Source organism: Roseateles sp. P5_E8 (assembly GCF_054177665.1).
In genome coordinates this window covers 52779-79399 of record NZ_JBGCUM010000021.1, presented here as the reverse complement: position 1 = coordinate 79399, position 26621 = coordinate 52779, and the positions used below count along the sequence as shown (strand labels likewise).

Here is a 26621-nt window from a genome sequence, read left to right as displayed (position 1 = left end):
GCACCGGCGCGGCGCCTTCATAATTCGCGCGAAATTTTCCGGCCCCACCCGCTCCCACGCCCATGAACACCACGCTCATCGTCTTCGTCGTGCTCTACCTGCTCGGCACGCTGGGCATCGGCGTCTGGGCCGGCACGCGGGTCAAGAACACGGCGGACTTCGCCGTCGCCGGCCGCAGCCTGCCGCTGATCATGGTCATCACGACCACCTTCGCGACCTGGTTCGGCGCCGAGACGGTCATGGGCATCCCGGCCAAGTTCGTGCAGGGCGGCCTGGGCGCCATCGTCGAGGACCCCTTTGGCGCGGGCCTCTGCCTGGTGCTGGTGGGCACGTTCTTCGCCGCCAAGCTCTACCGCAAGAACCTGCTGACCATCGGCGACTTCTATCGCCAGCGCTACGGCAAGGGCGTCGAGATCTTCTGCTCGCTGGCCATCATCCTCAGCTACCTGGGCTGGGTGGCGGCCCAGGTCACGGCGCTGGGCCTTGTCTTCAACATCCTGACCAATGGCGCGCTACCCCAGGAATGGGGCATGGCCATCGGTTTGCTGGCCGTGCTGGTCTACGTCGTCATCGGTGGCTTCCTGGCCGTGGCCTGGACGGACTTCATCCAGATGATCGTGCTGGTCATCGGCCTGTCGGTCATCGCCGTGTTCTCGGCCGACCTGGCGGGCGGCGCCGGGGTCGTGCTGGACCTGGCGACCCAGAAGAACCTCGGCAAGTTCTTTCCGGAGCCCACATTCACGCAGATCGCCATGTTCCTCGGCGCGGCGCTGACCATGATGCTGGGGTCCATCCCGCAGCAGGACGTGTTCCAGCGCGTCATGTCCGCCAAGGACGCCAAGACCGCGCAGCGCGGCGCCATCATCGGCGGCTTCAGCTACATCGCCTTCGCCTTCGTGCCCATGTTCATCGTTCTGGCAGCGGTCGTCGTCATGGGCGACAAGGCGCTGGACCTGGCCCAGAACGACTACCAGCGCGTGCTGCCCACCTTCATCATGGGCCACATGCCTTTGCTGATGCAGATCCTGTTCTTCGGCGCGCTGCTGTCGGCCATCAAGAGCACCTCGTCGGCCACGCTGCTGGCGCCGACGACCAGCTTCGTCGAGAACATCCTCAAGCAGATCCGCCCCGGCATGAGCGACAAGCAGTCCCTCGTCGCCATGCGCGTCACCCTGGTCATCTTCGCGTTCTGCGTGCTGGCCTACTCCATCGCGTTGCAGGGCACGCCCATCTACGAACTGGTCAGCTCCGCCTACCAGGTCACGCTGGTCGCGGCCTTCGTGCCGCTGGCCTTTGGCCTGTACTGGCAGCGCGCGACGACGCAGGGTGCGGTGTTCTCGATCTTTGCGGGCATCGCTGTCTGGGTGGCCTTCTTCCCGCAGGTCAGCACCTGGGGCGAGTTTTTCCCGGGGCAGTTGGCCGGCCTGCTCGCCGCCCTGGTCGGCATGGTCGCCGGCTCGCTCGCGCCGCAGGTGCTGACCGATCGCCACGAGCACGTCAGCCATCATCTGCAGCCCCACGCCTGAGCCTCCCCTAAAATGGCGGGCTTTTCGTCCCTGATCGAGCCGCCATGCCCATTTACGCCTACCGCTGCAGCGCCTGTGGCCATGCCAAGGACGTGCTGCAGAAGCTGTCCGACGCGCCGCTGACCACCTGCCCGGCCTGCGCGGCCGAGAGCTTCTCCAAGCAGGTCACCGCTGCCGGCTTCCAGCTCAAGGGCTCGGGCTGGTACGCGACCGATTTCAAGGGCGGCGGCACGGCCCCACCGGCAGCCGCCGCTGCCACGGGTGCAGCCGCCGCGCCGGCAGCCGCTGAAGCACCCAAATCGGACAAGCCCGAGGCTTCCAGTGCCTCGTCGTCCACGCACGGCGGCGGCTCCTGCCCCTGCCACTGACCCGGACGTTTCGTGGGCGCCTCACTCCGCAAATATCTCGTCGCCGGCCTGCTGGTCTGGCTGCCGCTGGCCATCACGATCTGGGTGCTGGCCCAGGTGCTGGACGTCGTCAACGGCGTCTTCGGCTCCATGCTGGCCGCGCTGGCCCTGGTCATGCCGACCTCGCTGCGCGATGCCATCCTGGAGCTGCGCCATGTGCCCGGCCTGGGCCTGGTGATCCTGGTCGGCGGCCTGCTGGCCACGGGCGTGCTGGTGGCCAATATCTTCGGCCAGTGGCTGTTGACGCAGTGGGACCGGCTGATGTCCCACATCCCCATCGTCAAGAGCATCTACAGCTCGGTCAAGCAGGTGTCGGATACGCTGTTCTCCAGCAGCGGCAACGCCTTTCGCGAAGCCGTGCTGGTGCAATACCCGCGCGCCGGCAGCTGGACGATTGCCTTCGTCACGGGCACACCCAGCGGCGAGGTGGCCTGCCATCTGGAAGACGAGCACGTCAGCATCTACGTGCCGACCACGCCCAACCCCACTTCGGGTTTCTTCCTCATCGTGCCCAGGTCGGATGTCAAGCCGCTGCACATGACGGTCGACGAGGCGCTGAAATACATCATCTCGATGGGCACGGTGGCGCCGCTGCCGCACGTCGGTGATGCCGTAGCGCCGCTGGACGAAGCCGCACGAAATTAGCGGGGTTGAACGCCCCGGCCGGCGTTCAACCCTGAGGGCCGCGAGAGCCCGTCAGCGCCCACAAGACACCCCTGCAAAGAATTCGGAGAAGAACACCATGCGCACCTGCTATGCCGGCCAAGTCAGCGAAAAGCTGCTCGACCAGACCGTGACCCTGATGGGCTGGGCCCACCGCAGCCGTGACCACGGCGGCGTCATCTTCATCGAACTTCGCGACCGCGAAGGCCTCGTGCAAATCGTCTGCGACCCCGATCGCCCCGAGATGTTCAAGGTGGCCGAGACCGTCCGCAGCGAGTACTGCCTCAAGATCGTCGGCAAGGTGCGCGCTCGCCCAGGCGACAAGGCGAACGCCAACGTCGCCAGCGGCAAGATCGAGGTGCTCTGCCACGAGATCGAGGTGCTGAACCCGTCGGTGCCCATCCCCTTCCAGATCGACGAGGACAACCTCAGCGAGACGACCCGCCTCACGCATCGCGTGCTGGATCTGCGCCGCCCCTACATGCAGAACAACCTGATGCTGCGTTACCGCGTGGCGATGGAAGTGCGCAAGTTCCTGGACGAGCATGGCTTCGTCGACATCGAGACGCCGATGCTCACCAAGAGCACGCCCGAAGGCGCGCGCGACTACCTCGTGCCCAGCCGCGTGCATGACGGCCACTTCTTCGCGCTACCGCAGTCGCCCCAGCTGTTCAAGCAACTGCTGATGGTGTCGGGCTTCGACCGCTACTACCAGATCACCAAGTGCTTCCGCGACGAGGACCTGCGCGCCGACCGCCAGCCCGAGTTCACGCAGATCGATATCGAGACCTCGTTCCTGACCGAGGAAGAGATCCGCTCGATGTTCGAGGGCATGATCCGCCACGTCTTCCGCAAGAACCTCAACGTCGAGCTGGGTGACTACCCGGTCATGAAGTACGCGGACGCCATGCACCGCTTCGGCTCCGACAAGCCCGACCTGCGCGTCAAGCTCGAGTTCACCGAGCTGACCGACGCGATGACCACGGTGGACTTCAAGGTGTTCAGCGGCCCGGCCACCACGCCGGGTGGCCGGGTCGTCGCGCTGCGCGTGCCCAAGGGAGCGTCCATGAGCCGCGGCGAGATCGACGCCTACACCGAGTTCGTCAAGATCTACGGCGCCAAGGGCCTGGCCTGGGTCAAGGTCAACGAGGTTGCAAAGGGGCGCGAGGGGTTGCAGTCGCCCATCGTCAAGAACCTGCACGACGAAGCCGTCGCCGAGATCCTCAAGCGCACCGGCGCCCAGGACGGCGATCTGCTGTTCTTCGGCGCTGACAAGGCCAAGGTCGTCAATGACGCCATCGGCGCGCTGCGCCTGAAGGTCGGCCACAGCGAGTTCGGCAAGGCCAACGGCCTGTTCAACGACGTCTGGGCGCCGCTGTGGGTGGTCGACTTCCCGATGTTCGAGCACGACGAGGAGAACAACCGCTGGGCGGCCGTCCACCATCCGTTCACGGCGCCCAAGGACGGCCATGAGGACCTGATGACGGCCGACCCGGGCAAGTGCATCGCCAAGGCCTACGACATGGTGCTGAACGGCTGGGAACTGGGCGGCGGCTCCGTGCGTATCCACCGCGCCGAAGTGCAGGCCAAGGTCTTCGCGGCGCTGAACATCAGCGAGGAAGATCAGCGCATCAAGTTCGGCTTCCTGCTGGATGCGTTGCAGTACGGCGCCCCGCCGCACGGTGGCCTCGCCTTCGGCCTGGACCGCATCGTCACGATGATGACCAAGGCCGACTCCATCCGCGACGTCATCGCCTTCCCCAAGACCCAGCGCGCCCAGTGCCTGCTGACCGGCGCGCCGTCGCTGGTCGACGAGAAGCAGCTGCGCGAACTGCATATCCGCCTGCGCAACGCCGGCGGCGCCGCGCAGTAAGCCGACCGGTTCTGCGATGAAGCCCCGCCTCGGCGGGGCTTTTTACTTAGCGAGTGCGGTGAGCAGTTTCTCGTGGATGCCGCTGAAGCCACCGTTGCTCATGCAGAGCAGGTGGTCGCCGGGCTTGGCCACCTTGATGACAGCCGCCACGAGTGCATCGACATCAGCGCCCACGATGGCCTGAGCGCCCATCGGCGCCAGCACGTCCTTGGCATCCCAGGTCAGCCCCTGCTGGTTGCAAAAGGCCAGGTCCGCCTCCTCCAGTGACCACGGCAACTGGGCCTTCATCGTGCCCAGCTTCATCGTGTTGGAGCGTGGCTCGAAGATGGCCAGGATGCGCTCGGCCGGCGCGATGCGGCGGCGCAGGCCGTTGATGGTCGTGCGGATGGCCGTCGGGTGATGGGCGAAGTCGTCGTACACCTTGATGCCGCGCACTTCACCGCGCAGTTCCATGCGCCGACGCACATTCTGGAACTCGGCCAGCGCTGCAGCCGACTGCTCGGGCGACACGCCGACATGCTCGGCCGCTGCGATGGCCGCCAGCGCATTGAGCTGGTTGTGCTCGCCGAACAGGCTCCATTCGACGCGGGCGACCTTGAGGCTGCCGCGCAGCACGTCGAAGGCCTGCGGCTCGCCGCGCGCGCGCAGCATGCCGGCCTCTTCCTTCCTGGCGCCAAAGCGTTGCACCTCGCTCCAGCAGCCGCGCGAGATGACGCGTTGCAGTGCCTCCTCGCGGGCGTTGACGACGAGCCGGCCGTTGCCGGGCACGGTGCGCACGAGGTGATGGAACTGGGTCTCGATGGCGCCCAGGTCCGGGAAGATGTCGGCGTGGTCGTGCTCGAGGTTGTTCAGGATGGCGGTGCGCGGCCGGTAGTGGACGAACTTGCTGCGCTTGTCGAAGAAGGCGGTGTCGTATTCATCGGCCTCGATGACAAAAGGAGAACCTTCACCGAGCCGTGCCGACACGCCGAAGTTCTGCGGCACGCCGCCGACGAGGAAGCCGGGCTTCTGACCTGCGTGTTCCAGGATCCACGCCAGCATGGACGTCGTCGTCGTCTTGCCATGCGTGCCGGCCACGGCCAGCACATGGCGGCCTTGCAGCACATGCTCGGCCAGCCATTGCGGGCCGGAGACATAGGGCAGGCCGGCGTCAAGGATGGCCTCCATCAGCGGGAAGCGCTCGCCGCGCGTGACGACGTTGCCGATGACGAAGACGTCGGGCTTGAACTCCAACTGCTCGGCGCCGAAGCCTTCGATGAGCTCGATGCCCAGGGCTTCGAGCTGCGTGCTCATCGGCGGGTAGACGTTTGCGTCGCAGCCGGTTACGCGGTGGCCTGCCTCGCGCGCCAGCGCCGCCAGGCCGCCCATGAAGGTACCGCAGATGCCGAGGATGTGGAGATGCATGTCAGTCAGCCCGCGAGGGCGCGAGATCAGCGCAGGGCGGTGCGCGCGGCCGCGAGGGTGGCGTCGATGTCGGCCTTGCTGTGAGCCGCCGACACGAAGCCGGCTTCATACAAGGCCGGAGCAAGATAGATGCCGGCGTCCAGCATCGCGTGGAAGAAGCGGTTGAAGCGTTCCTTGTCGGTCGTCATGACCGTCGCGTAGTTCTGCGGCAGCTCCGGCATCAGGAAGAAGCCGAACATGCCGCCTACGCTGTCGGCGCTGAAGGGCACGCCGTTCTCGGCGGCGACCGTCGTCAAGCCGGCCACCAGTTGCTGCGTGCGGCGGGTGAGGGCGTCGAAGAAGCCGGGTTTCTGGATCTCCTTCAGCGTCGCCAGCCCGCAGGCCGTGGCCACCGGGTTGCCCGACAGCGTGCCGGCCTGGTAGACACCGCCCAGCGGCGCCAGGTGCTGCATGACCTCGCGTCTGGCGCCAAACGCCGCCAGCGGCATGCCGCCGCCGATGACCTTGCCGAAGACCGAGATGTCGGGCGCAAAGCCGGGGATGAGCTGGGCGTAGTGGGCCTGCGCACCGCCAAGGCCGACGCGGAAGCCCGTCATCACCTCGTCCAGCACCAGCAGCGCGCCGTGCTTCGAGCACAGACTGCGCATGGCCGTCATGAAGGGCAGGGAGGCCCGCACGAAGTTCATGTTGCCGGCAATCGGCTCGACGATGACGCAGGCCAGCTCGGCGCCGTGCTGCGCGAACGCGGCTTCCAGCTGCTCGACGTTGTTGTATTCCAGGACGACCGTGTCCGCCGCCGCGCCCGGCGTGACGCCCGCACTGGTCGGGTGGCCAAAGGTCGCCAGGCCCGAACCGGCCTTCACCAGCAGCGCGTCCGTGTGGCCGTGATAGCAACCTTCGAACTTGATGAACTTGGCCCGGCCGGTCGCGCCGCGTGCCAGGCGGATGGCGCTCATCGTCGCCTCGGTGCCCGAGCTGACCAGCCGCACCTGGTCCATGCTCGGCACGAGCTTCAGGATCTCCTCGGCCAGCTCGATCTCGCGCTCCGTCGGCGCGCCGAAGGAGAAGCCGTCGACGGCCGCCTTCTGCACCGCCTCCAGCACGGCGGGGTGACCGTGGCCGAGGATCATCGGCCCCCAGGAGCCGATGTAGTCGACATAACGCTTGCCTTCGGTGTCATAGATGTAGGCGCCTTGGCCGCGGGCAATGAAGCGGGGCGTGCCGCCGACGGCGCGGAAGGCGCGCACCGGCGAGTTCACGCCGCCAGGGATGACGCGCGCGGCGCGCTCGAAGAGCTCGGTATTGCTGGCCATGTCAGAAAGGGGAGGAGGCTCAGTGCATGCGCCGCGGCATCTTGGGCGACGGCTCGGGTTCGGCTTCGACTTCCTCGAAGGTCGGCTCGGTGCCGTCTTCGTCCGCCGGCGGCAGGGCCCAGAAGAAGCGGTCGGGCACGACATTGCCCATGCCGGGCCGGAAGCCTGAGTCCAGCGACTGGTCCAGGAAGGACAGCGCCTCGCTGACGGCCGAGTGCAGCTCGGCGCCCACCGCCAGCAGCGCCGCCAGCGCCGCCGACAGCGTGTCGCCCGCGCCGACGAAAGACGTCTCGAAGCGCTCGAACTTCTCGCCGGTGATGGGCCCTTGCGAGTTGGCCAGCACGTTGTCGACGAACTGGTTGGGCAACTGGATGCCGGTCACTAGCACATGCTGGGCGCCTGCCTGAGCGGCGGCCACGGCCAGTTCGCGGGCCGATGGCGCACGCTCGTTGTCCCAGTCGGGCAGCAGGAAATCGGTCAGCGTCTTGTGGTTGCCGACCAGCACGACCGTCTGCGGCAGCACCAGCTCGCGCAGCGCGTCCAGGTATTGCTGCTGGTCGTCCTCGTCGATCCAGGCGACCGAGGGCAGGTAGGTCACCAACGGCACGTCCGGGTAGTCGCTCAGCACCTCGGCAACGGCGCTGACCGCTTCGGCATTGCCGAGGAAGCCGACCTTCCAGGCCGTGATGGGCACGTCTTCGAGGATGTGGCGGGCCTGCTCGGCGACGGTGTCGGGGTCGAGGTTCTCGTGCTCGAAGATCTCGGCCGTGTCGCGCAGCACGATGGCGGTGACGACCGGCAGGCAGTGCGCGCCCATGGCCGCAATCGTTGCGATGTCGCCAGCCAGACCGCCGGCGCCGGAGGCGTCGCTGGCGTTGAAGCTCAGCACGCAGGCCGGCGGCGGGCTTTCCTGTTCGTCCTGCGGTTCGTCGACCTCGGGGTCGGTGGGAATGGGAGTTGGGCTCATGGGGAGGTCGTGGCGGTCGCGGCGGAGCTGGCGCAAAGCGTGGAGTCTGCCGCTAAAAGGGCGTTTGCTGGGCCCTGGGCACAGGCGTTTGCCCTCAGCATTGCGCTTTCAGGCCCTGGCTAGAATGATTCGATTGTAGTGAGCAAACTCTGAGCAACCCGTGAGCGAACCCAGTACCTGGATGTGCCTGATCTGCGGATGGATCTATGACGAAGAGACGGGGGACCCCGAGCATGGCATCGCGCCTGGCACCAAGTGGGCCGATGTGGACATGAACTGGGTCTGCCCCGATTGCGGCGCACGCAAGGAAGATTTCGAGATGGTGCGCATCTGACGCGGCCTCACTGGCCCGGACCCGAGCTGAAGCTCCGAGGAGACAAGGTTTGAACGAGCAAGTTTCCGCTGCAGGGCCGACCCGGGTCCTGGTCATCGACGACAGCAACACCATTCGCCGCAGCGCCGAGATTTTCCTGAAGCAGGGGGGTCACGACGTGGCCCTGGCCGAGGATGGCTTCGATGCGCTGGCCAAGCTGGGCGATTTCCGGCCCGACCTTGTTTTCTGCGACATCCTGATGCCGCGCCTTGATGGCTACCAGACCTGCGCCATCATCAAGCGCAACCCGGAGTTCTCGGGCGTGCCGGTCATCATGCTGTCGTCCAAGGACGGCCTTTTCGACAAAGCGCGTGGGCGCATGGTGGGCTCGCAGGACTACCTGACCAAGCCTTTCACCAAAGACCAGCTGCTTCAAGCGGTGCTGCAGCACCGGCCGTGAGAAGCGCCGACTGAGAGACAAAGCCATGAGCATCCAAAACATCCTGCTGGTTGACGATTCCAAGACCGAACTGCACGCCCTGTCCGAGATGCTGGTCAAGCGCGGCTACAGCGTGCGCACGGCCGAGAACGGCGAGGAGGCGATGAAGCGCCTGGCCGAGGCCAAGCCCGACCTGATCCTGATGGACGTCGTCATGCCCGGCCAGAACGGCTTCCAGCTGACCCGCGCGATCACGCGCGACGAGCGCTACCTCGGTGTGCCGGTCATCATGTGCACCAGCAAGGGCCAGGAGACGGACAAGGTCTGGGGCATGCGCCAAGGCGCCAGCGACTACGTCGTCAAGCCGGTCAAGGCCGAAGAGTTGTTGGCCAAGATCAAAGCCCTCGGCTGAAGCCACAGGGCGCAGACATGGCGAACAAGACTGCACTGCGTGAACTGCAACAGCGCCTGGCCGAGCGCATGCAGGCGGCGCGCGAGACGACGCTGATCGCGAAGTGGCTGGCTGTCGAAACTGCGGGCGTCGGCCTGCTGTTCTCGCTGAAGCAGGCCAGTGAAATCTTCGCGCCCGTGCCCATCAAGCCCGTGCCCTATGCCAAGCCCTGGCTGGCCGGCGTGGCCAATCTGCGTGGCGGCCTGTTCACGGTCGTCGACCTGGCCGTCTATCTCGGCTTGCGCGACGGTGCGGCTGCGCGCGGCGTCGCGCCCCAGGCCCGGCTCGTGTCGCTGAGCGCCGACCTGAACCTGAATTGCGCGCTGCTGGTGGACCGTCTGGCCGGCCTGCGCAGCGACGAACAACTGCCGCTTGCCGCCGAACAGCCGGCCGGGCCGCTGCCGCGTTTTGCTGGCGCCCTGCGCCGCGACGAGGCCGGTCGCCATTGGCAGGAAATCAATCTGGAAGCGTTGTCAAGGCAGGAGAACTTCCTGCACATCGTTGGGTGATGCGCGCTTCCTAGCTTCAAGGCTCGCGCAGGGATGCGAGCACCACAAACACTGAAGGACGAGGGTGAGATGAGCCTGCTGGACAAGATCAGGGGAAAGTCCGAAGCCGATGAGCAGCCGTTTGCGGCGCCAGACGCTTCCGATACCACCATCGACTCGCACGGGGGCGGCTTCGACGCGACCCGCAACGCCGACACCACCCTCGCCGGCGTCGAGCTGCCGCCCGTGCGCACCGTCGCCTTCGTGCGCGACGACGCGCCGTCCATCATCTCGCCGGCCCTGCCCACCGAGCCGGGCCCGAACAGCGAGTTCCCGGCCAGTTCGCTGAACTTCGCGCAGACCACCCAGGCGGCCGACCCGACGACGCTGGCGTCTGCTGCTACAGCGGCCACGGGCGCCGAGAAGCTAGGCGACCTCTTCAGCCGCCACCGCCAGGCTGTGCTGACGGGCCTCGTCGCCCTTGGCTTGGTCGGCACTGCGGTGTCCGTCGGCCTTGTGCTGGTCAACTCCAACCGCAGCGCCGCCCAGGTGCGCGCAGCGGGCCAGGCGCTGATGCATTCGCAGCGGATGGCCAAGTCGGTGTCGGCAGCGCTGGTGGGTAACCCGACGGCCTTCGCAGAACTGCGCGAGTCGGTGGGCACGCTCAGCGGCGTGGTCAACAACCTGCGCACCGGCGAAGGCGAACTGAAGATCGCGCCGGCCAGCGTGCAGCCCACGCTGGATTCGCTCAAGCCCTTCGTGGAACGCGCCGAGAAGAACGGCAAGATCGTCCAGAACCAGGAAAAGATCCTGACCCAGGTCGGCCAGGCACTGCGCGCCATCAACCGGCAATCGAGCGACCTGCTCGAAAGCGCCGAGGCCGTGTCATCTCAGGCCCTGCAGATCGGCGCCTCGGCGGGCGAGGTCTCCGCGGTCGGCCAGCTGGTCATGTTGACCCAGCGTATCGGCAAGAGCGCCAACGAGTTCCTGACGCAGGAAGGCGTGAGCCCCGAGGCGGTCTTCCTGCTGGGCAAGGACTTGAACTCCTTCAAGCTCATCACCGAAGCGCTGATCAGCGGCAGCCCCGAACTGCGCCTGAACGCCGCACGCGACCCGCAGTTGAAGGAACGCCTGCAGACCCTGCTCAAGCAGTACGAGCAGACCCGCACCCAGGCAGCCGCCATTCTGGGCAACCTGCAGGGCCTGGTGTCGGCGCGTGAGGCGCAGACCGCCATCCTGGGCGATTCCGAACCCCTGCGCAAGAACCTGGAGCAGGCCGCGTCCGAGCTGGAGCAGTCCGGTGGCGCGGGTTGGGGCCTGATCCTCCTCCTGCTGGCCTCGCTGGCCGCCCTCGTCGGTGGCGCCTTCGGCTTCCTGCGGCTCTTCGTGGCCGACCAGTCCGAACGTGCGGCGCTCGCCGAATCCCAGAAGCGCGACGCCGAGGCCCAGGAGCAAGAAGCCAAGCGCGTCAACGACGCCAACCAGGCCGCCATTTTGCGGTTGATGAACGAGCTGTCCTCGGTCGCTGAAGGTGACTTGACGCAGCAGGCGACGGTGACGGAAGACATCACCGGCGCCATCGCCGACTCGGTGAACTACACAGTGGAAGAGCTGCGCAACCTGGTCGGCCAGGTGCAGCAGACGGCAGCCCGCGTGACGGACACGACCGGCGCGGTCGACCAGACGTCCACCGACCTGCTGGCCGCGTCCAAAGAACAACTGCACGAGATCCGCGCCACCGGCGAGGCCGTGCTGGGCATGGCGAGCCGAATCACCGACGTGTCCGCCCAGGCGCAGACAACGGCGGGCGTGGCGCGCCAGAGCCGGCAGGCCGCTGAACTGGGCCTCTCGGCGATGCAGAACAMCATCGCCGGTATGAACACCATCCGTGACTCCATCCAGGAGACCTCCAAGCGCATCAAGCGCCTGGGTGAGTCGTCKCAGGAAATCGGCGAGATCACGGAGCTGATCTCGGACATTACGGAGCAGACGAACGTGCTGGCCTTGAACGCCGCCATCCAGGCCGCGTCCGCCGGTGAAGCCGGCCGCGGCTTCTCGGTGGTTGCGGAAGAAGTGCAGCGGCTGGCCGAACGCTCCGGCGACGCGACGCGACGGATTGCCGCGCTGGTCAAGACCATTCAGACCGACACCCACGACGCCGTGGCCGCCATGGAGCGTTCGACGCGCGGGGTGGTGGAAGGTACCCAGCTGTCCGACGCGGCCGGCCGCGCGCTGGAAGACATCGACAGCGTGTCCCGCCAGCTTGACGGGCTGATCGGCCAGATCTCCACGCAGGCTCAGCAGGAAGCCGAGCATGCCAACGAGGTGGCCTCCAACATCCAGCACATCTTCGCGGTGACCGAGCAGACCTCCGAGGGCACGCGCTCCACCGCCCAGATGGTGCATGAGCTGTCCCGTTCCGCCGAGGCGCTGCGCGCGTCCGTGTCCCGTTTCAAGGTCGCCTGACGAACCGACATGGACAGCTCACTGCGAGACGCCGACCTCCCGGCCGACCTCAGCCCACTAGCGTGGGTGCAGGAGGAATTGCGCCGTTCGCTGGAGTCGGTGCACAAGACCTTGCGCCGCCTCGTTCGCGACGGCAGCGACAACCGCCTGTCGGCCTTTGGCGGCGACGCCCAACCCAGCGTGCCGCTGCAGCAGGCAGCGGCCCAGCTCCATCAGGTCAGCGGCGTGCTGTCCCTCGTCGGCCTGCCGGCGGGTGCCGCCGTGCTGCGCGCCGCCGAGACGGCCGTTGGCCGCTTGGCCGAGCGTCCGCTGGAGGTTGAGGCCAGCACCGTCGACACCATCGAGCGCGCCAACTTCGCGTTGCTGGCCTACGTCGCCCGCCTGCTGGCCGGCAACAAGACCTCGACGCTGGCTCTCTACCCCAGCTACCGCGAACTGCTGCAGCTCAACGGTGCCGAGCGCGTGCATCCGGCCGACCTGTGGCAGCACGAATGGGCCTGGCGCAGCGTGCCCATAGAGAACGGCGTGCTGCCGCGCTCGCCCGAGGCTGTGCGCGCGCCCTTCGAGACCGCGTTGCTGCGTCACATGCGTGAGCCCAGCTCGGCGCATGCGGCCCATCTGTCCGGCCTGTGCGCCGGCCTGGCTGCCGCTTTGCCGGCGGGCCAGGGCCGCACGCTTTGGCAACTGGCCGCCGCCGTCTTCGAAGGCCAGGCACTCAAGCTGCTGCCCAGCGACGGCTACACCAAGCGCCTGGGCTCCAAGCTGCTGCATGAGCTGCGCCTGATTGGCCGGGGCGACCAGGACGACCCGCAGCGCGAGCGTCTCGCGCAGGACCTGCTGTTCTTCTGCGCCCAGTGCCGCCTCAGCCAGGGTGCCGGCCCGCGCCTGCATGCCGTGCACGAGGCCTACCGCCTCAGTGACGAGCAGGCCGGCGACTACGAAGACGCCAGCCTTGGTCGCATCGACCCGGCCTGGGTCGTGCAGGCCAAGCGCCGCGTGATGTCGGCCAAGGAGAGCTGGTCCAGCGCCGCCGAGGGTGACCAGCACCGCATCGGCAGCCTGGACGAACAGTTCGCCGGGCTGGCCGAGTCGCTGACCCGCCTGTTCCCGAGCGGCGAAGTGCTGGCCCAGACGCTGCAGCGCGCCGTCGTCGCGACGCTGCGCTCGCGCAGCACGCCGCCGCCCGCCCTGGCGATGGAAGTCGCCACCAGCCTGCTCTACGTCGAAGCTGCGCTGGAAGATGCCGCCTTCGACCAGCCCGAGCAGGCCGACCGCGTGCGCCGCCTCGCGCGCCGCGTCGAGGCCGTCGCCCACGGCCAGCCGGCCGAGCCGCTGGAAGGCTGGATGGAGGAGCTCTACCGTCGCGTCTCCGATCGCCAGACCCTGGGCAGCGTCGTGCACGAACTGCGCGCCAGCCTCTCCGAAGTCGAGAAGCAGTGCGACGACTATTTCCGTGACCCGTCGCGCCGCGAGCTGCTCATCCCCGTGCCCGGCCAGTTGCAGGCCATGCGTGGCGTGCTCAGCGTGCTGGGCCTGGACCAGGCCGCCCTGGCCACGCTGCGCATGCGCGACGAGGTGGACAGCCTGGCCAGCACCGAGATCGACTTCGAGCGCGCCGCCGCCCGTGGCGTCTTCGAGCGCCTGGCCAACAACCTCGGCGCCCTGGGTTTCCTCATCGACATGCTGAGCGTGCAACCGGCCCTGGCCAAGCGCATGTTCGAGTTCGACGAGTCCACCGGCCGCCTGGATGCCGTCATGGGCCGCCGTGAAGGCGCCGTCGAACTGCCCGACTTCGAGGCCAGTGGCTTCCACGTCGATCTGGGCGACGAGCCCGCCGAATTCGAGACATCCCACGAGGCCACGCAGCCGCTGCGCATCGACCTGGCGTCGCTGGACCTGCCCGACCTCAGCCTGCCCGACCTGGACCTGTCGGAGCCGGCCCCGGTGCCCGCTCCAGCGCCCGCGCCGGCGCCTGCCCGCGCGCCAGTCGCCTCCGAGCCCAGCGTCGCCGACGACCCGGAGATGCGCGAGATCTTCCTGGAGGAGGCCGACGAGGTCATTGGCAATGCCCGCGCCGCGCTCACCGCCTTGCGCGAGGCCCCGGCCGACCACGGCGAACTCACCATCATCCGCCGCGCCTTCCACACCCTCAAGGGCAGTGCCCGCATGGTGGGGTTGAATGACTTCGGCGAAGGCGCCTGGGCCTGCGAGCAGCTCTACAACACCCGGCTGGCCGAGCACTCGCCGCAGGCCGATGCGGCGCTGCTGGGCTTCACGAACGAGGCCCTGGACTACTTCACCCGCTGGCGCGAACAGATCGCCGGCAACGAGACCGGCCAGAGCCTGCCCGATCCGCTGCGCCGCAGCGCCGATGCGCTGCGCCTGAATGGCGAGCATCTGCCGCTGACGCCGGCCCAGGACCCGCCTGCGGTGGACCTGGCGATGGAGCCTGAAGGCGACATCGAGGTCATCGACTTCGGCGATGCCCTGGTGGGCGAGGTCGTCAACGTCACCACGCCGGCCGCCGACGAGGCCGAGACCGTCGCGCCGGACTTCATCCTCGATCTGGCGGAGCCTGCGGGCCTGGAGGTGATCGTCGCCGAGGCCGCTCCGGCCCTGCCCGATGACGAGCACACGCTGGACTTCGGCGAGCACCCGACCGAGCTGATGCCGCATGCGGCCGAAGCGACCGAACCCATGCCGCTGCCGGCCGCGGCCGAAGTGACGCTGGCCAACTTCCGCCTGCAGCTCGACCTGGACGAACCTGCCGCCGAGCCGCAGCCCCTGCCTGTCGGCGAGCCGCCGCAGCAGCCCGAGGAAATCACGCTGGTCATCCCGGCGCTGGCGCCGGACGAAGACGAGGCTGTCGCCACGCCTCTGTCTGTGGTCGACGAGGCCGAGCCGGAACTGCTCGATCCCGATGAGGGCTACAAGCTCATCGGCCCGCTGCGCATCAGCATTGCCTTGTTCAACATCTTCCTGAACGAGGCCGACGAGCTGTCGCGCAAGCTTTCCATCGGCCTGGCTGAATGGTCGGCCGAGCTGCACCACACCGTGCCGCAAAGTTGCGAGGTGCAGGCCCATGCGCTGGCCGGCAACGCCGGCACCGTCGGCTATGACGACCTCTCTGCACTGGCGCGCGAACTTGAGCACGCCCTCGGCCGCGCCCAGCGCGCCATCGCCTACGAAGCGGAGGACGCCGAACTCTTCGTGCGCGCCGCCGACGACATCCGCCGCCTGCTGCACCAGTTCGCTGCCGGGTTCCTGAAGCCCAACGACCCCGAGGTCATCACTCGCCTGCACGCCTACCAGCCGCAGGAAGAGCCCATGACGGCCGCCGCGCCGCTGAGTGACACGGTCGCCGACGATCTCGGTGCCTTCCTGCAAAGCAACCCGGCCACGGAGCCCGCGCCTCTCATCGAGCTGCCGCCCGAAGCGCTGCCCGAGCCCGCGGCCGAAGAGCAGCCCCGGTTCGACGCCGAGATCGACGCACCCGCGTCGCCGGAGCCGCTGGCCGCTGCCCTCGAACCCGAGCCCGAAGCCGGCCTGCCGGACAACATCGAGCCCGAGCTCTACCCGATCTTCGAGGAAGAAGGTCGCGACCTGCTGCGGGACCTGCATGGCGCCCTGCGCGACTGGCTGGCCGAACCGGCCGAGCTGGGCCGCTCCGACGCCTGCATGCGCGCCCTGCATACGTTCAAGGGCGGCGCCCGCCTCGCCGGGGCCATGCGCCTGGGCGAGCAGGCCCACAACCTGGAGTCGGCCATCGAGGCCTTGCTGCGTGCCGGCACGGCCGACCACGGCCAGGTCCAGGCGCTGCAGCATGACGGCGATGCGCTGGAGCATGCCTTCGAGGAACTCGGTCGCAGCCTGAATGCGCCCGTTGTTGTGGCAGCTGTCGCAGCACCGGTCGCGGCACCCGTGGCGCCCGCAGTCATCGCTCCGCCGCCTCCCGCGCCGGAGCCCGAGCCCCGCTACGAGCCGCTCGCCCGTTTCGCCCAGCCCGCCCCGGTTGCCGAAGAAGCCTCTTCCGAACCGGCCCGCGAGATCGACTGGAGCCGCTTCGCCGAAAGCACCGAGATCGCCGCCGGCAGCGACAACCTCGCCATCGGCCAGGCCCTGGTGCGCGTGCGCGGCAGCCTGCTGGAGCGCATGGCCACGCAGGCCGGCGAGGTCAGCATCCGCCGCGCGCGGATGGAGTCCGAACTCGTCCAGATGAAGGGCGCGCTGCTCGATCTGGACGACAACCTGGAGCGCCTGCGTACCCAACTGCGCGAACTGGACCTGCAGGCCGAGGCCCAGATGCACACCCAGCAGGAGCTGGCGCAGCAGGGCGGCCGCGAGTTCGACCCGCTGGAGTTCGACCGCTACACCCGCTTCCAGGAACTGACCCGCATGCTGACCGAGTCGGTCGGCGACGTGGCCACGTTGCAGCGCACGCTCAGCCGTAACGTGCAGACGGGTGAAGACGAACTGGCCGCGCAATCGCGGCTGACGCGCGAGCTGCAGGACGACCTGCTGCGCACCCGCCTGGTCGACTTCGACTCGATTGGCGAGCGCATGCACCGCGTCGTGCGCCAGGCCGCCCGCGATGCCGGCAAGCAGGTCAAGCTGGAGATCACCGGCGGCCAGACCGAGCTGGACCGCTCGGTACTGGAACGCACGGCAGGCGCCTTCGAGCACTTGCTGCGCAACAGCGTTGCCCACGGCATCGAGATGCCGGAGGCACGCACGGCCGCCGGCAAGGAGGCCGCCGGCACGCTGCGCATCGAAGTGGGCCAGCATGGCAACGAAGTGCGCCTGAACTTCGTCGACGACGGCGCCGGCCTGAACCTGGCCCGCATCCGCGAGCGCGGCCTGCAGCTGGGCCTGCTCGCACCGGACGCCGAACCCGATGACGCGCAACTGCGCCGCCTCATCTTCGCGCCCGGCTTCTCCACGGCCAGCCAGATCACTGAGCTCAGCGGTCGCGGCATCGGCATGGACGTCGTCCGTGCCGAAGTCGGCACGCTGGGCGGCAGTATTGAAACCACGTCCACCAGCGGCAAGGGCACCAGCTTCCTGCTGCGTCTGCCGCTGACCACGGCGCTGACCCAGGTCGTGCTGCTGAAGAGCGCCGAGCAGGTGGTGGCCGTGCCGGCGGCACTGATGCAGTCGGTACAGCGCGTGCCCGTCGACGCCGTCGAGGCGGCCTATGCCACCGGCAAACTGCTGCATGGCGGCGCCGAGCTGCCGTTCTATTGGCTGGGCGGCCTGCTGGGCCATGGTGGCCGCGGCCACACCCATGGCAAGCACGCGCCCGTCGTGCTGGTGCGCAGCGCGCAAGCATCGCTGGCCCTGCACGTCGACGAAGTCGTCGGCAACCAGGAAGTCGTCGTCAAGAACCTCGGCGCCCAGCTCAACCGCGTGCCGGGTCTTGCGGGCATCAGCCTGCTGGCCTCCGGCGACGTGGCGCTGATCTACAACGTCGTGGCCTTGGCCGACTGGTACGGCGCCGACGCCCAGGCCCGCCTTGCGGCGGCGCGCGGGCAGTTGTCCGACCACAAGCCGGTCGCACCGGACGCCGAAGAGATCGTGCAGGCGCCGCTGGTCATGGTCGTCGATGACTCGCTGACCGTGCGCCGCGTCACCCAGCGCCTGCTGGAGCGCGTGGGCTTGCGTGTCTTGCTGGCCAAGGACGGTCTGGACGCGATGGAGAAGCTGTCCGGCGACGAGCTGCCGTCGGTCGTGCTGTCAGACATTGAAATGCCCCGCATGGACGGCTTCGACCTGGTGCGCAACATGCGTGCCGACGCGCGCCTGGCGCCGCTGCCGGTCATCATGATCACGTCCCGCATCGCCCAGAAGCACCGCGACTATGCGGCCCAGTTGGGCGTCGACCACTACCTTGGCAAGCCCTATGACGAAGAGCATCTGCTCGGGTTGATCCGCCAGTACACGCAAGCCGCAGTGGTAGTCTGACCGCATGTCCCAGGTAGTCGACCATCTTGCCGAGCTCACCGGCTTCCGTGACCGTGACGTCATGGACGTCACGCTCGTCATGGCGCTGCGTGACCTGCTCGAACCCGAGTCGGCCGCCATCTACCGCGCCGTGGGCGAACCCGGCCAGGAGCGCTGGCTCACCCGCGCCCACCTGCGCGCGGGCGACGCCGTCGCCACGGCCGACCCGCTGTGGGCCAAGCCCGCGACGCTGCCGCTGGTGGCTACGCACCCGCTGCGCCTGGAGGCCATGCGCACGCGCAGCGTCACTCAGGTGGCCCAGGGCGGGCAGTGGCTGTATCTGTTTCCCATCGCCACCGAGCGTGACGTCATCGGCGTCATCGAGATCCTGTCGACACGCCGGCTTGGCACGGGCGCGCAGCGCATGGTCAGCAGCGTGCTGCGGATCTATCACAACTTTCAGGGCCTGCTCGACTACTCCGAGCGCGACACGCTGACGGGCCTGCTGAACCGCAAGACCTTCGACGAGAGCTTCCTGAAGGTGCTCTCCGACCTCCCGGCCCGACCCGTGGCCGGCCATGAGACCGAGGACCGGCGTCACGAGGCGGCGACACCGCACTATGTGCTCGGCGTCATCGACATCGACCACTTCAAGACCGTCAACGACCGCTTCGGTCACCTGATCGGCGATGAAGTGCTGCTGCTGCTGTCGCGACTGATGCGTGGCTCCTTCCGTTTCCACGACATGCTCTACCGCTTCGGCGGCGAGGAGTTCGTCGTGCTGATGCGTTGCGACGAGGAAATCCACGCCGGCGAGGCCTTCGAGCGCCTGCGCCTGAACACCGAGCGCTATGCCTTCCCGCAGGTCGGGCACATCACGGTCAGCATCGGCTTCACCGAGGTGCGCAACAGCGACGGGCCGGCCACGGCCTTCGAGCGCGCCGACAAGGCCGTCTATCACGCCAAGGGCCATGGCCGGAACCAGGTGCACAACTACGCGGCCCTGGTGGCCAGCGGCGTGATCCAGGAAGCCGTCCAGCACGACAACAGCGACGCCGAGCTGTTCTGATCCGACCCAAAGCCCGGCAGGCTCCTAGACCTTTCTGCTTTTGACCACGGCGTAGCGCGCCAACGTGCGCTCCCGGGCCACGGCGTGGTCCACGACCGGGCGCGGGTAGTCCACCCCCTGCATCGCCAGCGGCGCACGCTCCCAGGGGGCGTGGATGGCCTTGGCATCTAAGCCGGCCAGCTCCGGGCAGTAGCGGCGGATGAAGCGGCCCTCGGCGTCGAATTTCTCGCTCTGGCTGGTCGGGTTGAAGATGCGGAAATAGGGTTGGGCGTCGCAGCCGCTGCTGCTGGCCCACTGCCAGCCGCCGTTGTTGGCGGCGAGGTCGAAATCCAGCAGCTTCTCGGCGAAGTAAGCCTCGCCGCGCCGCCAGTCCAGCCCCAGGTCCTTGGTCAGGAAGCTGGCCGTCACCATGCGCAAGCGGTTGTGCTGGTAGCCGGTGGCGTTCAGCTGGCGCATCGCGGCGTCCACCAGCGGGTAGCCGGTGGTTCCGGCGCACCAGGCCTGGAAGAGGGCGTCGGCATGCTCGCCGGTCTCCCATTCAATGGCGTCGTACTCGGGCCGGAAGGCCGCGCGCATCGCGTGTGGGTGGTGGTGCATGACCTGGTGATAGAAGTCGCGCCAGATCAGCTCTGACAGCCAGATCTCGGCGCCGTGGTCGCCGCCCTGCATCAGCTGGTGGGCCGTGCGCGCCAGGCGGCGGATGGACACGGTGCCGAAGCGCAGGTGCACGCTGAGGTAGCTGGGACCTTTGGCGGCGGGGAAGTCGCGCTTCTTGTCGTAGTCGGCGACGCGGTCGAGGAAGTCGTCCAGCAGCGCCGCGGCGCCGCGGCTGCCTTCGCCGATGTGCGCGGTCAGCCCGGCGAGCTCGAAGCCGATGTCCTTGAGCGTGGGCACCCCCTTGGCAAGCGGCGTCTTGGCGAGGGCATGCGCGTGGCGCTCGACGGGATAGCTGCTCAGGTAGAACTCGTCCACCTTGCGCAGCCAGGCGTTCTTGTAGGGCGTGAACACGCCGTAGGGCCCGCCGGTGGCCGTCATCACCTCGCGGCGCTCGAAGACGACGTGATCCTTGAACGTGCGCAGCTCGGCATTGAGGGGTTTCAGCAGGTCGGCGACGAGTGCGTCGCGCATCAGTGCCTGCGGCTCGTCGTCGTGATTGGCGAACACCGCCTGCACGCCCAGCTCGGCCGCCAGCTTCGGGATCTCGTCCGCCGCAAAGCCGTGCCGCACGATCAACCCGCCGCCCAGCTGGCGCAAGTCTTCGTCCAGCACATTCAACGCGCCGAGGATGAACTCCACGCGGCGGTCCGCGCGGGGCAGGGCATCGAGGATGTCGCGGTCCAGCACGAAGGCGCAGAAGACCTGTTTTGCGCTTCGGAGTGCGTGGTACAGCGCCGCCTGGTCGTCCACGCGCAGATCACGGCGAAACCAGACGAGCGCACGATCAAGGAGTGGGTTCATCCCCGCAGAATAAAATGACCGCCATGCCTGCCGACCGGATCGTCCTGACCAACCAGTTCCTCATCGCCATGCCCGGCATGGCCGACGAGGCCTTCGCAGGCACCGTGGTCTACCTCTGCGAGCACAACGACAACGGCGCCCTGGGCCTCGTCATCAACAAGCCGATCTCGCTGACGCTGGGCACGCTGTTCGAAAAGGTCGAGCTCAGCCCGCCCAGCGAACCGCTGGCCGACACGCCCGTCTACTACGGCGGCCCGGTGCAGACCGACCGCGGTTTCGTGCTGCACGAGCCGCTGGACGCGCAGGGCGGCCACTACAACGCGACGCTGGCCGTGCCCGGCGGCCTGGAGATGACCACCAGCCGCGACGTGCTGGAGGCGCTGTCCAACGGCGCCGGCCCGCGCAAGATCCTGGTCACGCTGGGCTACAGCGGCTGGGCCGCCGGCCAGCTCGAAGAAGAGATAGGCCGCAACGGCTGGCTGACGGTGGACGCCTCGCCGGCCATCATCTTCGACACGCCGGTGGAGCAGCGCTACGAGAAGGCGCTGGCGCTGCTGGGCGTGGACCCGCGCATGCTCAGCTCGGATGCTGGGCACGCCTGATGAAGCTCGACGCTTCCGCGCCGATGCTTCAGTCCTTTCTTGCTTTTGATTTCGGCACCCGCCGCATTGGCGTGGCCTCAGGCACACGGCTGCTGGGCGCCGCCGAACCGCGCGGCACGGTCAGGAGCGGCGACTTCGACGCGATTGCCGCCCTCGTCAAGACCTGGCAGCCCGACGCCCTCGTCATCGGCGTGCCCCGCCACCCCGACGGCGCGCCGCACGAGATGACCGCCAAGGCACAGAACTTTGGCCGCCGCCTGGCCGGGCGCCACCACCTGCCGGTCTTCGAGGTGGACGAGCGCTACACCAGCGTCGAAGCCGAGGCCGAAGGTGCCCACGACGTGGACGCCGCCGCCGCCGCCCTCATCCTTGAACAATTCTTCAGAGAGCATCCATGAGTGAACTGCTGCTGGACGCCGAGGCCCTGTACCTCGAGCTCAAACGCGGTGTGCAGCGCCTGCTGACACCGGACACCGCCCTCGTGGGCATCTGGAGCGGCGGCGCCTGGCTGGCCGAGCGGCTGGCCGTCGACCTCGGCGTCGCTTCCGGCACCATCTCCAGCGCCTTGCACCGCGACGACTTCGGCTCGCGCGGCATGGCCAAGGCCGACCACACCAAGCTGCCCTTCGACGTCGACGGTCGCGACATCCTGCTCATCGACGACGTGCTCTACACCGGTCGCACGACGCGCGCCGTCATCAACGAGCTGTTCGACTTCGGCCGCCCGGCCAGCGTGCAGTTGGCGGTGCTGGTGGACCGCGGCGGGCGTCAGTTGCCCATCGAGCCGGCGTTCTCGGCCGCGCGCGTGACGCTCAACAGCGAACAACACCTGCGCCTGGCACGAGGCGAAGATGGCCGATTCGCCTTCGAGGTCAAGTGATGCTCAGCAAACGCAACCCTCAACTCAACAAGCACGGCGAGCTGATCCATCTGCTGTCCATCGAAGGCCTGCCGCGCGCGGTCATCGATCAGATCCTGGACACGGCCGGCAGCTTCCTGTCCGTCAACGACCGCGAGGTCAAGAAGGTGCCGCTGCTGCGCGGCAAGTCGGTGTTCAACCTGTTCTTCGAGAACAGCACGCGCACCCGCACCACCTTCGAGATCGCCGCCAAGCGCTTGTCCGCCGACGTCATCAACCTCGACATCGCGCGCAGCTCCACCGCCAAGGGCGAGACGCTGCTCGACACGGTCGCGAACTTGAGCGCCATGCATGCCGACATGTTCGTCGTGCGACACAGCGAGAGCGGCGCGCCCCATCTGATCGCCCAGCACTGCGCGCCGCATGTGCACGTCGTCAACGCCGGCGACGGCCGCCATGCGCACCCGACGCAGGGGCTGCTGGACATGTACACGATCCGGCACTTCAAGAAGGACTTCCGCAACCTGACGGTGGCCATCGTCGGCGACATCGTCCACTCGCGCGTGGCCCGCTCGGACATCCACGCGCTGAACATCCTGGGCGTGCCCGAGATCCGCGCCGTCGGCCCCAAGACGCTCGTGCCCGGCGACCTGCGCGACATGGGCGTGCGCGTCTGCCACGACATGGCCGAGGGCGTGCGTGACGCCGACGTCATCATCATGCTGCGCCTGCAGAACGAGCGCATGAACGGCGGCATGCTGCCCAGCAGCGGTGAGTTCTTCAAGCACTTCGGCCTGACCCACGACAAGCTGCGCCTGGCCAAGCCCGACGCCATCGTCATGCATCCGGGGCCCATCAACCGCGGCGTCGAGATCGCGTCCGACGTGGCCGACGGCAAGAGCAGCGTCATCCTTCCTCAAGTGACATTCGGCATCGCTGTCCGAATGGCTGTCATGGCCATCCTCGCCGGGAACGAAGCATGAAGATCCTCATCAAAGGTGGCCGCCTGATCGACCCGGCATCCGGCCTCGACCGCATCGGTGACCTGGCCGTGGCCAATGGGCGCATCGTCAAGCTCGGCGACGTTGGCGAGTTCACCGCAGACCGCACGGTGGACGCCACCGGCCTCATCGTCGCGCCCGGCCTGGTCGACCTCTGCGCCCGGTTGCGCGAGCCCGGCCACGAGCATGAAGGCCTGCTGGAAAGCGAACTCGCGGCGGCCGCCGCGGGCGGCGTGACCAGCCTGGTCTGCCCACCCGACACCGACCCCGTGCTCGACGAGCCCGGCCTGGTCGAGATGCTGAAGTTCCGCGCCCGCAAGCTCAGCCGTTGCCGCCTCTTCCCGCTCGGCGCGCTGACGCGCCAACTGGGCGGCACCGCGCTGACCGAGATGGCTGAGCTGACCGAGGCCGGCTGCATCGGCTTCTCGCAGGCCGAGGTGGCCATCAAGGACACGCTGGTGCTGAGCCGCGCGCTGCAATACGCGGCGACCTATGGCTACACCGTCTGGCTGCGCCCGCTGGACGCCTACCTGGGCGGCGGCGTGGCCGCCAGCGGTTCGGTGGCGACACGGCTGGGCCTGTCCGGCGTGCCGGTCAGCGCCGAGACGGTGGCGCTGCACACCATCTTCGAGCTGGTCCGCGCCACCGGTGCGCGCGTGCACATCTGCCGCCTCAGCAGCGCCGCCGGCGTCGAGCTGGTGCGCGCCGCCAAGCGCGAGGGCCTGCCCGTCACGGCCGATGTGTCCATCAACTCGCTGCACCTGAGCGATGTGGACATCGGCTACTTCGACTCCGCCATGCGCCTGACGCCGCCGCTGCGCCAGGGCCGCGACCGCGACGCGCTGCGCGCCGGCCTGGCCGACGGCAGCATCGACGCGCTGGTGTCCGACCACATGCCCGTGACGACTGACGAGAAGGCCGTGCCTTTCGCCGAGGCGACGCCGGGTGCGACGGGGCTGGAGCTGCTGCTGTCCCTGAGCCTGCGTTGGGCCCAGGACTCGGGCCTGCCGCTGCAACGCGCGCTGGCCGTCGTCACGAATGAGCCGGTGCGCGTGCTGGGCAGCGCCTTGGGTTCGCTGGCCGCCAGCGCCGGTCGCCTGGTGGAAGGCGGCGTCGCCGACGTCTGCGTCTTCGACGCCGGCGCCAGCTGGGCCGTCACGCCGGAGCTGCTGGCCAGCCAGGGCAAGCACACGCCGTTCGCGTTCGCATCCAGCGGCTTCGAGCTGCCGGCGCGCGTGCGCACCACGCTGGTGGCGGGCCACATCGCCTACAACGCGGAATGAGAGCCGAAATGAGGGGCATTGGGCGCCTGGCGCGCCTGACGCCGCATGTGCTGCACGGCCTGTGGATCGTGCGCACCGCCTTCGACCGCATGACGCCCGCGCAGCGCCAGGAGCGCATCCAGTGGTGGTCGCGCAAGACGCTGCGCATCCTCGGCATTGAGTTGAAGTCGTCGGGAGCAACGCTGTCGGCGGGTCATCTCGTGGTGGCCAACCACGTCTCCTGGCTGGACATCGCCGGCGTGCACGCCGTGCTGCCGCAGGCTCGCTTCGTGTCCAAGGCCGACGTGAAGCACTGGCCGGTCGTCGGCGCCCTGGTCACGGGCGCCGGCACGCTCTACATCGAACGCACCAGCAAGCGTGACGCGCTGCGCGTCGTGCACCAGACGGCCGAGGCGCTGCAGGCGGGCGACTGCGTCGCTGTCTTCCCCGAAGGCACGACCGGCGCCGGTCCCGAGCTCTTGCCCTTCCACGCCAACCTGCTGCAGGCGGCCGTTGCCACGCAGTCGCCGGTGCTGCCCGTCGTGCTGCGCTGGTACGAGCCGGGCGAGCGTTTCAGCACTTCGGCGCGTTTCATTGGCGACATGACGCTGGTGCAGAGCCTGTGGGCCATCGCGTCGGCGCGCGGGTTGGGCATCGATGTGCAGATCCTGCCGCCCGTGCCGACGGCCGGGCTGGACCGGCGCGGGCTGGGCGAGACGCTGCGCGAGCTGATCAGCGCGAGGCTGTAAGCCAGCGCAACCCGGCCGAGGTCTCGCCACGCGGCCGGTATTCGAGGCCGATGGCGCCCGGCCAGCCACGCGCTTTCAGCAGCGCGAAATCGGCGGCATATTCATCGGCTTCGGGTTCCTGGCGGCCGGCCACGCCTGCTACCTGCACATGGCCGACAACGCCGAGGTCCAGCGCCCGTGCCAGATGCGTCAGCGATTCGCCCTCGGCGATGCGACAGTGGTAGAGGTCCAGCTGCAGCTGCACGCGCGGCGAGTTCAGCGCCGCCAGCAGTTCCAGCGCCTGCGCCTGACGGTGCAGGAAATAGCCGGGCATGTCGCGCCGGTTGATGGGCTCGACGACCAGCGGCAGCGGCGATTGCTCTGCGGCCCAGCCGAGATTGGCAAGCCATGTCGCCCGCGTCTGGGGCGTGTCCGCCGTGAGTCCGGACAGCAGGTGCATGCGCTCGGCGCCCAGGCGGGTGGCCAGTTCCAGGCCACGCAGCGTCGCATCGCGGAACTCGGCCTCGCGGCCGGGCAGGGCCGCAAAGCCGCGCTCGCCGGCCGCCCAGTCGCCGGCCGGCGCGTTGATGAGCACGACGCGCAAGCCGCCCAGGCTGGCAGCAAGCGCGTCGATGTCGTGCAGATGCGGCTGTTGCAGTTCGACGGCGGCGAAACCATCGGCCCGCGCGGCGGCCATGCGGTCGAGGTAGGCGTGCTCCGCGTACAGCCAATCGAGGTTGGCGGCGAAGCCCGCAGGGATCACTTGGACTCCGCCACCAGGGCCGGGTTCAGCCGCGGGTCGTTGTACATCTTGAACTGCCGGTAGACCTTGAAGTAGGCTCGGCCGGCGCGCGAGTCGGCCAGCAGTTCGTCGAAGCATTGGCCGAGGTCGGCGCGTTGCTGGATGAGCCGCTGCAGACGCTCGCCACAGGCCTGGCGATGGGCGTCATCCACGTCGGCGCGCACGGTCTGCTCGCGCATCGCGGCGATCTTCAGGCCCAGGATGGAGATGCGGTCCAGCATGGAGCCGGCCGTCTCGCTGTTCAGCCGCGCGCCTGCTGCTACGGTGGAGCGGGGCAGGGCGCTGGCCAGCGTCGCGGGGTCGACGAGGCCCAGCGCACTCAGCAGGAACTCGTCGACGCGCTCGATGGCGTCGTTGCGGGCCTGGTTGTGGCGGTCGATGGCGCGCTTGTTGGCGACGATCTCGGCGTCCGGCGCCTGGGTGCGGCGGGCCAGGTCTTCCTGGGCCCACAGGCTGCGGTTGTGGAAGTGGTTGACGGCGATCCAGCCGCGCACATCGTTGGCGTCGACAGGCGAAGGTGCCACAGCCAATGCCGCATCGTGCGCAGCGATCACTTCGGTCGAGGAGGGCAGGGCGGCGGTCATAGGCTG

General features: G+C 68.3%; 23 protein-coding genes. 17 read left to right on the top strand and 6 right to left on the bottom strand.

Annotated features, from left to right (window positions below; translation table 11 throughout):
- Positions 1 to 62 precede the first annotated feature (62 nt).
- From ACXRVZ_RS14415 to aspS, 4 genes are all read left to right on the top strand, one after another.
- The gene (locus ACXRVZ_RS14415; RefSeq protein ID WP_457422379.1) at positions 63 to 1526 is read left to right on the top strand and encodes a sodium:solute symporter family protein; all 1464 of its coding nucleotides are present in this window, start codon (positions 63 to 65) and stop codon (positions 1524 to 1526) included.
- 44 nt (positions 1527 to 1570) lie between these two features.
- On the top strand, positions 1571 to 1894 hold the full coding sequence (locus ACXRVZ_RS14410; protein ID WP_457422381.1) for an FmdB family zinc ribbon protein: 324 nt from the start codon (positions 1571 to 1573) through the stop codon (positions 1892 to 1894).
- A 12-nt stretch (positions 1895 to 1906) separates the two neighbouring features.
- The gene (locus ACXRVZ_RS14405) at positions 1907 to 2578 is read left to right on the top strand and encodes a DUF502 domain-containing protein (RefSeq protein WP_457422383.1); all 672 of its coding nucleotides are present in this window, start codon (positions 1907 to 1909) and stop codon (positions 2576 to 2578) included.
- Positions 2579 to 2675: 97 nt separating this feature from the next.
- Positions 2676 to 4469, top strand: a complete 1794-nt coding sequence (aspS, locus tag ACXRVZ_RS14400; RefSeq protein ID WP_457422385.1) for an aspartate--tRNA ligase — start codon at positions 2676 to 2678, stop codon at positions 4467 to 4469.
- Positions 4470 to 4511: 42 nt separating this feature from the next.
- On the opposite strand, the gene mpl is transcribed toward aspS, so the two are convergent.
- Genes mpl through thiD form a run of 3 tightly spaced genes read right to left on the bottom strand, consistent with a single transcriptional unit; the run spans position 4512 to position 8153 of the window.
- Positions 4512 to 5873 carry a UDP-N-acetylmuramate:L-alanyl-gamma-D-glutamyl-meso-diaminopimelate ligase gene (gene mpl / locus ACXRVZ_RS14395; protein WP_457422387.1) on the bottom strand — a complete coding sequence of 454 codons (1362 nt, stop codon included), beginning with the start codon at positions 5871 to 5873 and terminating at the stop codon, positions 4512 to 4514.
- 26 nt (positions 5874 to 5899) lie between these two features.
- On the bottom strand, positions 5900 to 7186 hold the full coding sequence (hemL, locus tag ACXRVZ_RS14390; protein ID WP_457422389.1) for a glutamate-1-semialdehyde 2,1-aminomutase: 1287 nt from the start codon (positions 7184 to 7186) through the stop codon (positions 5900 to 5902).
- Positions 7187 to 7205: 19 nt separating this feature from the next.
- A complete protein-coding gene (gene thiD / locus ACXRVZ_RS14385; protein WP_457422391.1) occupies positions 7206 to 8153 on the bottom strand; it encodes a bifunctional hydroxymethylpyrimidine kinase/phosphomethylpyrimidine kinase in 948 nt (315 codons plus the stop codon).
- 181 nt (positions 8154 to 8334) lie between these two features.
- Between thiD and ACXRVZ_RS14380 the strand changes: the two genes are divergently transcribed.
- The 7 genes from ACXRVZ_RS14380 to ACXRVZ_RS14350 all read left to right on the top strand — a co-directional run bounded on the left by ACXRVZ_RS14380 (position 8335) and on the right by ACXRVZ_RS14350 (position 19319).
- Complete coding sequence (locus tag ACXRVZ_RS14380) at positions 8335 to 8487, top strand: rubredoxin (protein ID WP_394471142.1); 153 nt, start codon at positions 8335 to 8337, stop codon at positions 8485 to 8487.
- Between the two features lie 49 nt (positions 8488 to 8536).
- Positions 8537 to 8926, top strand: a complete 390-nt coding sequence (locus ACXRVZ_RS14375; RefSeq protein WP_457422393.1) for a response regulator — start codon at positions 8537 to 8539, stop codon at positions 8924 to 8926.
- 25 nt (positions 8927 to 8951) lie between these two features.
- Entirely contained in the window at positions 8952 to 9317 is a 366-nt protein-coding gene (locus tag ACXRVZ_RS14370; RefSeq protein WP_457422395.1) for a response regulator transcription factor, read from the top strand.
- A 17-nt stretch (positions 9318 to 9334) separates the two neighbouring features.
- On the top strand, positions 9335 to 9865 hold the full coding sequence (locus ACXRVZ_RS14365; RefSeq protein ID WP_458232512.1) for a chemotaxis protein CheW: 531 nt from the start codon (positions 9335 to 9337) through the stop codon (positions 9863 to 9865).
- A 69-nt stretch (positions 9866 to 9934) separates the two neighbouring features.
- Entirely contained in the window at positions 9935 to 12310 is a 2376-nt protein-coding gene (locus tag ACXRVZ_RS14360) for a methyl-accepting chemotaxis protein (RefSeq protein WP_458232516.1), read from the top strand.
- Between the two features lie 9 nt (positions 12311 to 12319).
- Positions 12320 to 18271, top strand: coding sequence for an Hpt domain-containing protein (locus tag ACXRVZ_RS14355; protein WP_458232511.1), 5952 nt, complete (start codon positions 12320 to 12322; stop codon positions 18269 to 18271).
- 4 nt (positions 18272 to 18275) lie between these two features.
- Positions 18276 to 19319 carry a GGDEF domain-containing protein gene (locus ACXRVZ_RS14350; protein ID WP_457422401.1) on the top strand — a complete coding sequence of 348 codons (1044 nt, stop codon included), beginning with the start codon at positions 18276 to 18278 and terminating at the stop codon, positions 19317 to 19319.
- A 24-nt stretch (positions 19320 to 19343) separates the two neighbouring features.
- On the opposite strand, the gene ACXRVZ_RS14345 is transcribed toward ACXRVZ_RS14350, so the two are convergent.
- A complete protein-coding gene (locus ACXRVZ_RS14345; protein WP_457422403.1) occupies positions 19344 to 20777 on the bottom strand; it encodes a cryptochrome/photolyase family protein in 1434 nt (477 codons plus the stop codon).
- A gap of 14 nt (positions 20778 to 20791) precedes the next feature.
- On the opposite strand from ACXRVZ_RS14345, the gene ACXRVZ_RS14340 reads away from it, so the two are divergent.
- Genes ACXRVZ_RS14340 through ACXRVZ_RS14315 form a run of 6 tightly spaced genes read left to right on the top strand, consistent with a single transcriptional unit; the run spans position 20792 to position 25250 of the window.
- Complete coding sequence (locus tag ACXRVZ_RS14340; protein ID WP_457422405.1) at positions 20792 to 21379, top strand: YqgE/AlgH family protein; 588 nt, start codon at positions 20792 to 20794, stop codon at positions 21377 to 21379.
- Positions 21379 to 21777 (top strand): Holliday junction resolvase RuvX, encoded by a 399-nt coding sequence (ruvX, locus tag ACXRVZ_RS14335; RefSeq protein ID WP_458232510.1) that lies wholly within the window; start codon positions 21379 to 21381, stop codon positions 21775 to 21777. The genes ACXRVZ_RS14340 and ruvX overlap by 1 nt, the downstream gene beginning before the upstream one ends.
- Positions 21774 to 22259, top strand: a complete 486-nt coding sequence (gene pyrR / locus ACXRVZ_RS14330; protein ID WP_457422409.1) for a bifunctional pyr operon transcriptional regulator/uracil phosphoribosyltransferase PyrR — start codon at positions 21774 to 21776, stop codon at positions 22257 to 22259. The genes ruvX and pyrR overlap by 4 nt, the downstream gene beginning before the upstream one ends.
- Positions 22259 to 23221, top strand: coding sequence for an aspartate carbamoyltransferase catalytic subunit (locus tag ACXRVZ_RS14325; RefSeq protein ID WP_457422411.1), 963 nt, complete (start codon positions 22259 to 22261; stop codon positions 23219 to 23221). Before pyrR ends, ACXRVZ_RS14325 begins: the two co-directional genes overlap by 1 nt.
- Positions 23218 to 24522, top strand: a complete 1305-nt coding sequence (locus tag ACXRVZ_RS14320) for a dihydroorotase (RefSeq protein WP_458232509.1) — start codon at positions 23218 to 23220, stop codon at positions 24520 to 24522. The genes ACXRVZ_RS14325 and ACXRVZ_RS14320 overlap by 4 nt, the downstream gene beginning before the upstream one ends.
- An 8-nt stretch (positions 24523 to 24530) precedes the next feature.
- A complete protein-coding gene (locus ACXRVZ_RS14315; protein ID WP_457422415.1) occupies positions 24531 to 25250 on the top strand; it encodes a lysophospholipid acyltransferase family protein in 720 nt (239 codons plus the stop codon).
- Here the strand turns inward: ACXRVZ_RS14315 and ACXRVZ_RS14310 are convergent.
- Both ACXRVZ_RS14310 and ACXRVZ_RS14305 read right to left on the bottom strand, forming a co-directional pair.
- Positions 25234 to 25992 carry a hydroxypyruvate isomerase family protein gene (locus tag ACXRVZ_RS14310; RefSeq protein ID WP_457422417.1) on the bottom strand — a complete coding sequence of 253 codons (759 nt, stop codon included), beginning with the start codon at positions 25990 to 25992 and terminating at the stop codon, positions 25234 to 25236. The two genes, ACXRVZ_RS14315 and ACXRVZ_RS14310, sit on opposite strands and share 17 nt — an antisense overlap.
- On the bottom strand, positions 25989 to 26615 hold the full coding sequence (locus ACXRVZ_RS14305; protein ID WP_458232508.1) for a DUF4254 domain-containing protein: 627 nt from the start codon (positions 26613 to 26615) through the stop codon (positions 25989 to 25991). The genes ACXRVZ_RS14310 and ACXRVZ_RS14305 overlap by 4 nt, the downstream gene beginning before the upstream one ends.
- Positions 26616 to 26621 lie beyond the last annotated feature (6 nt).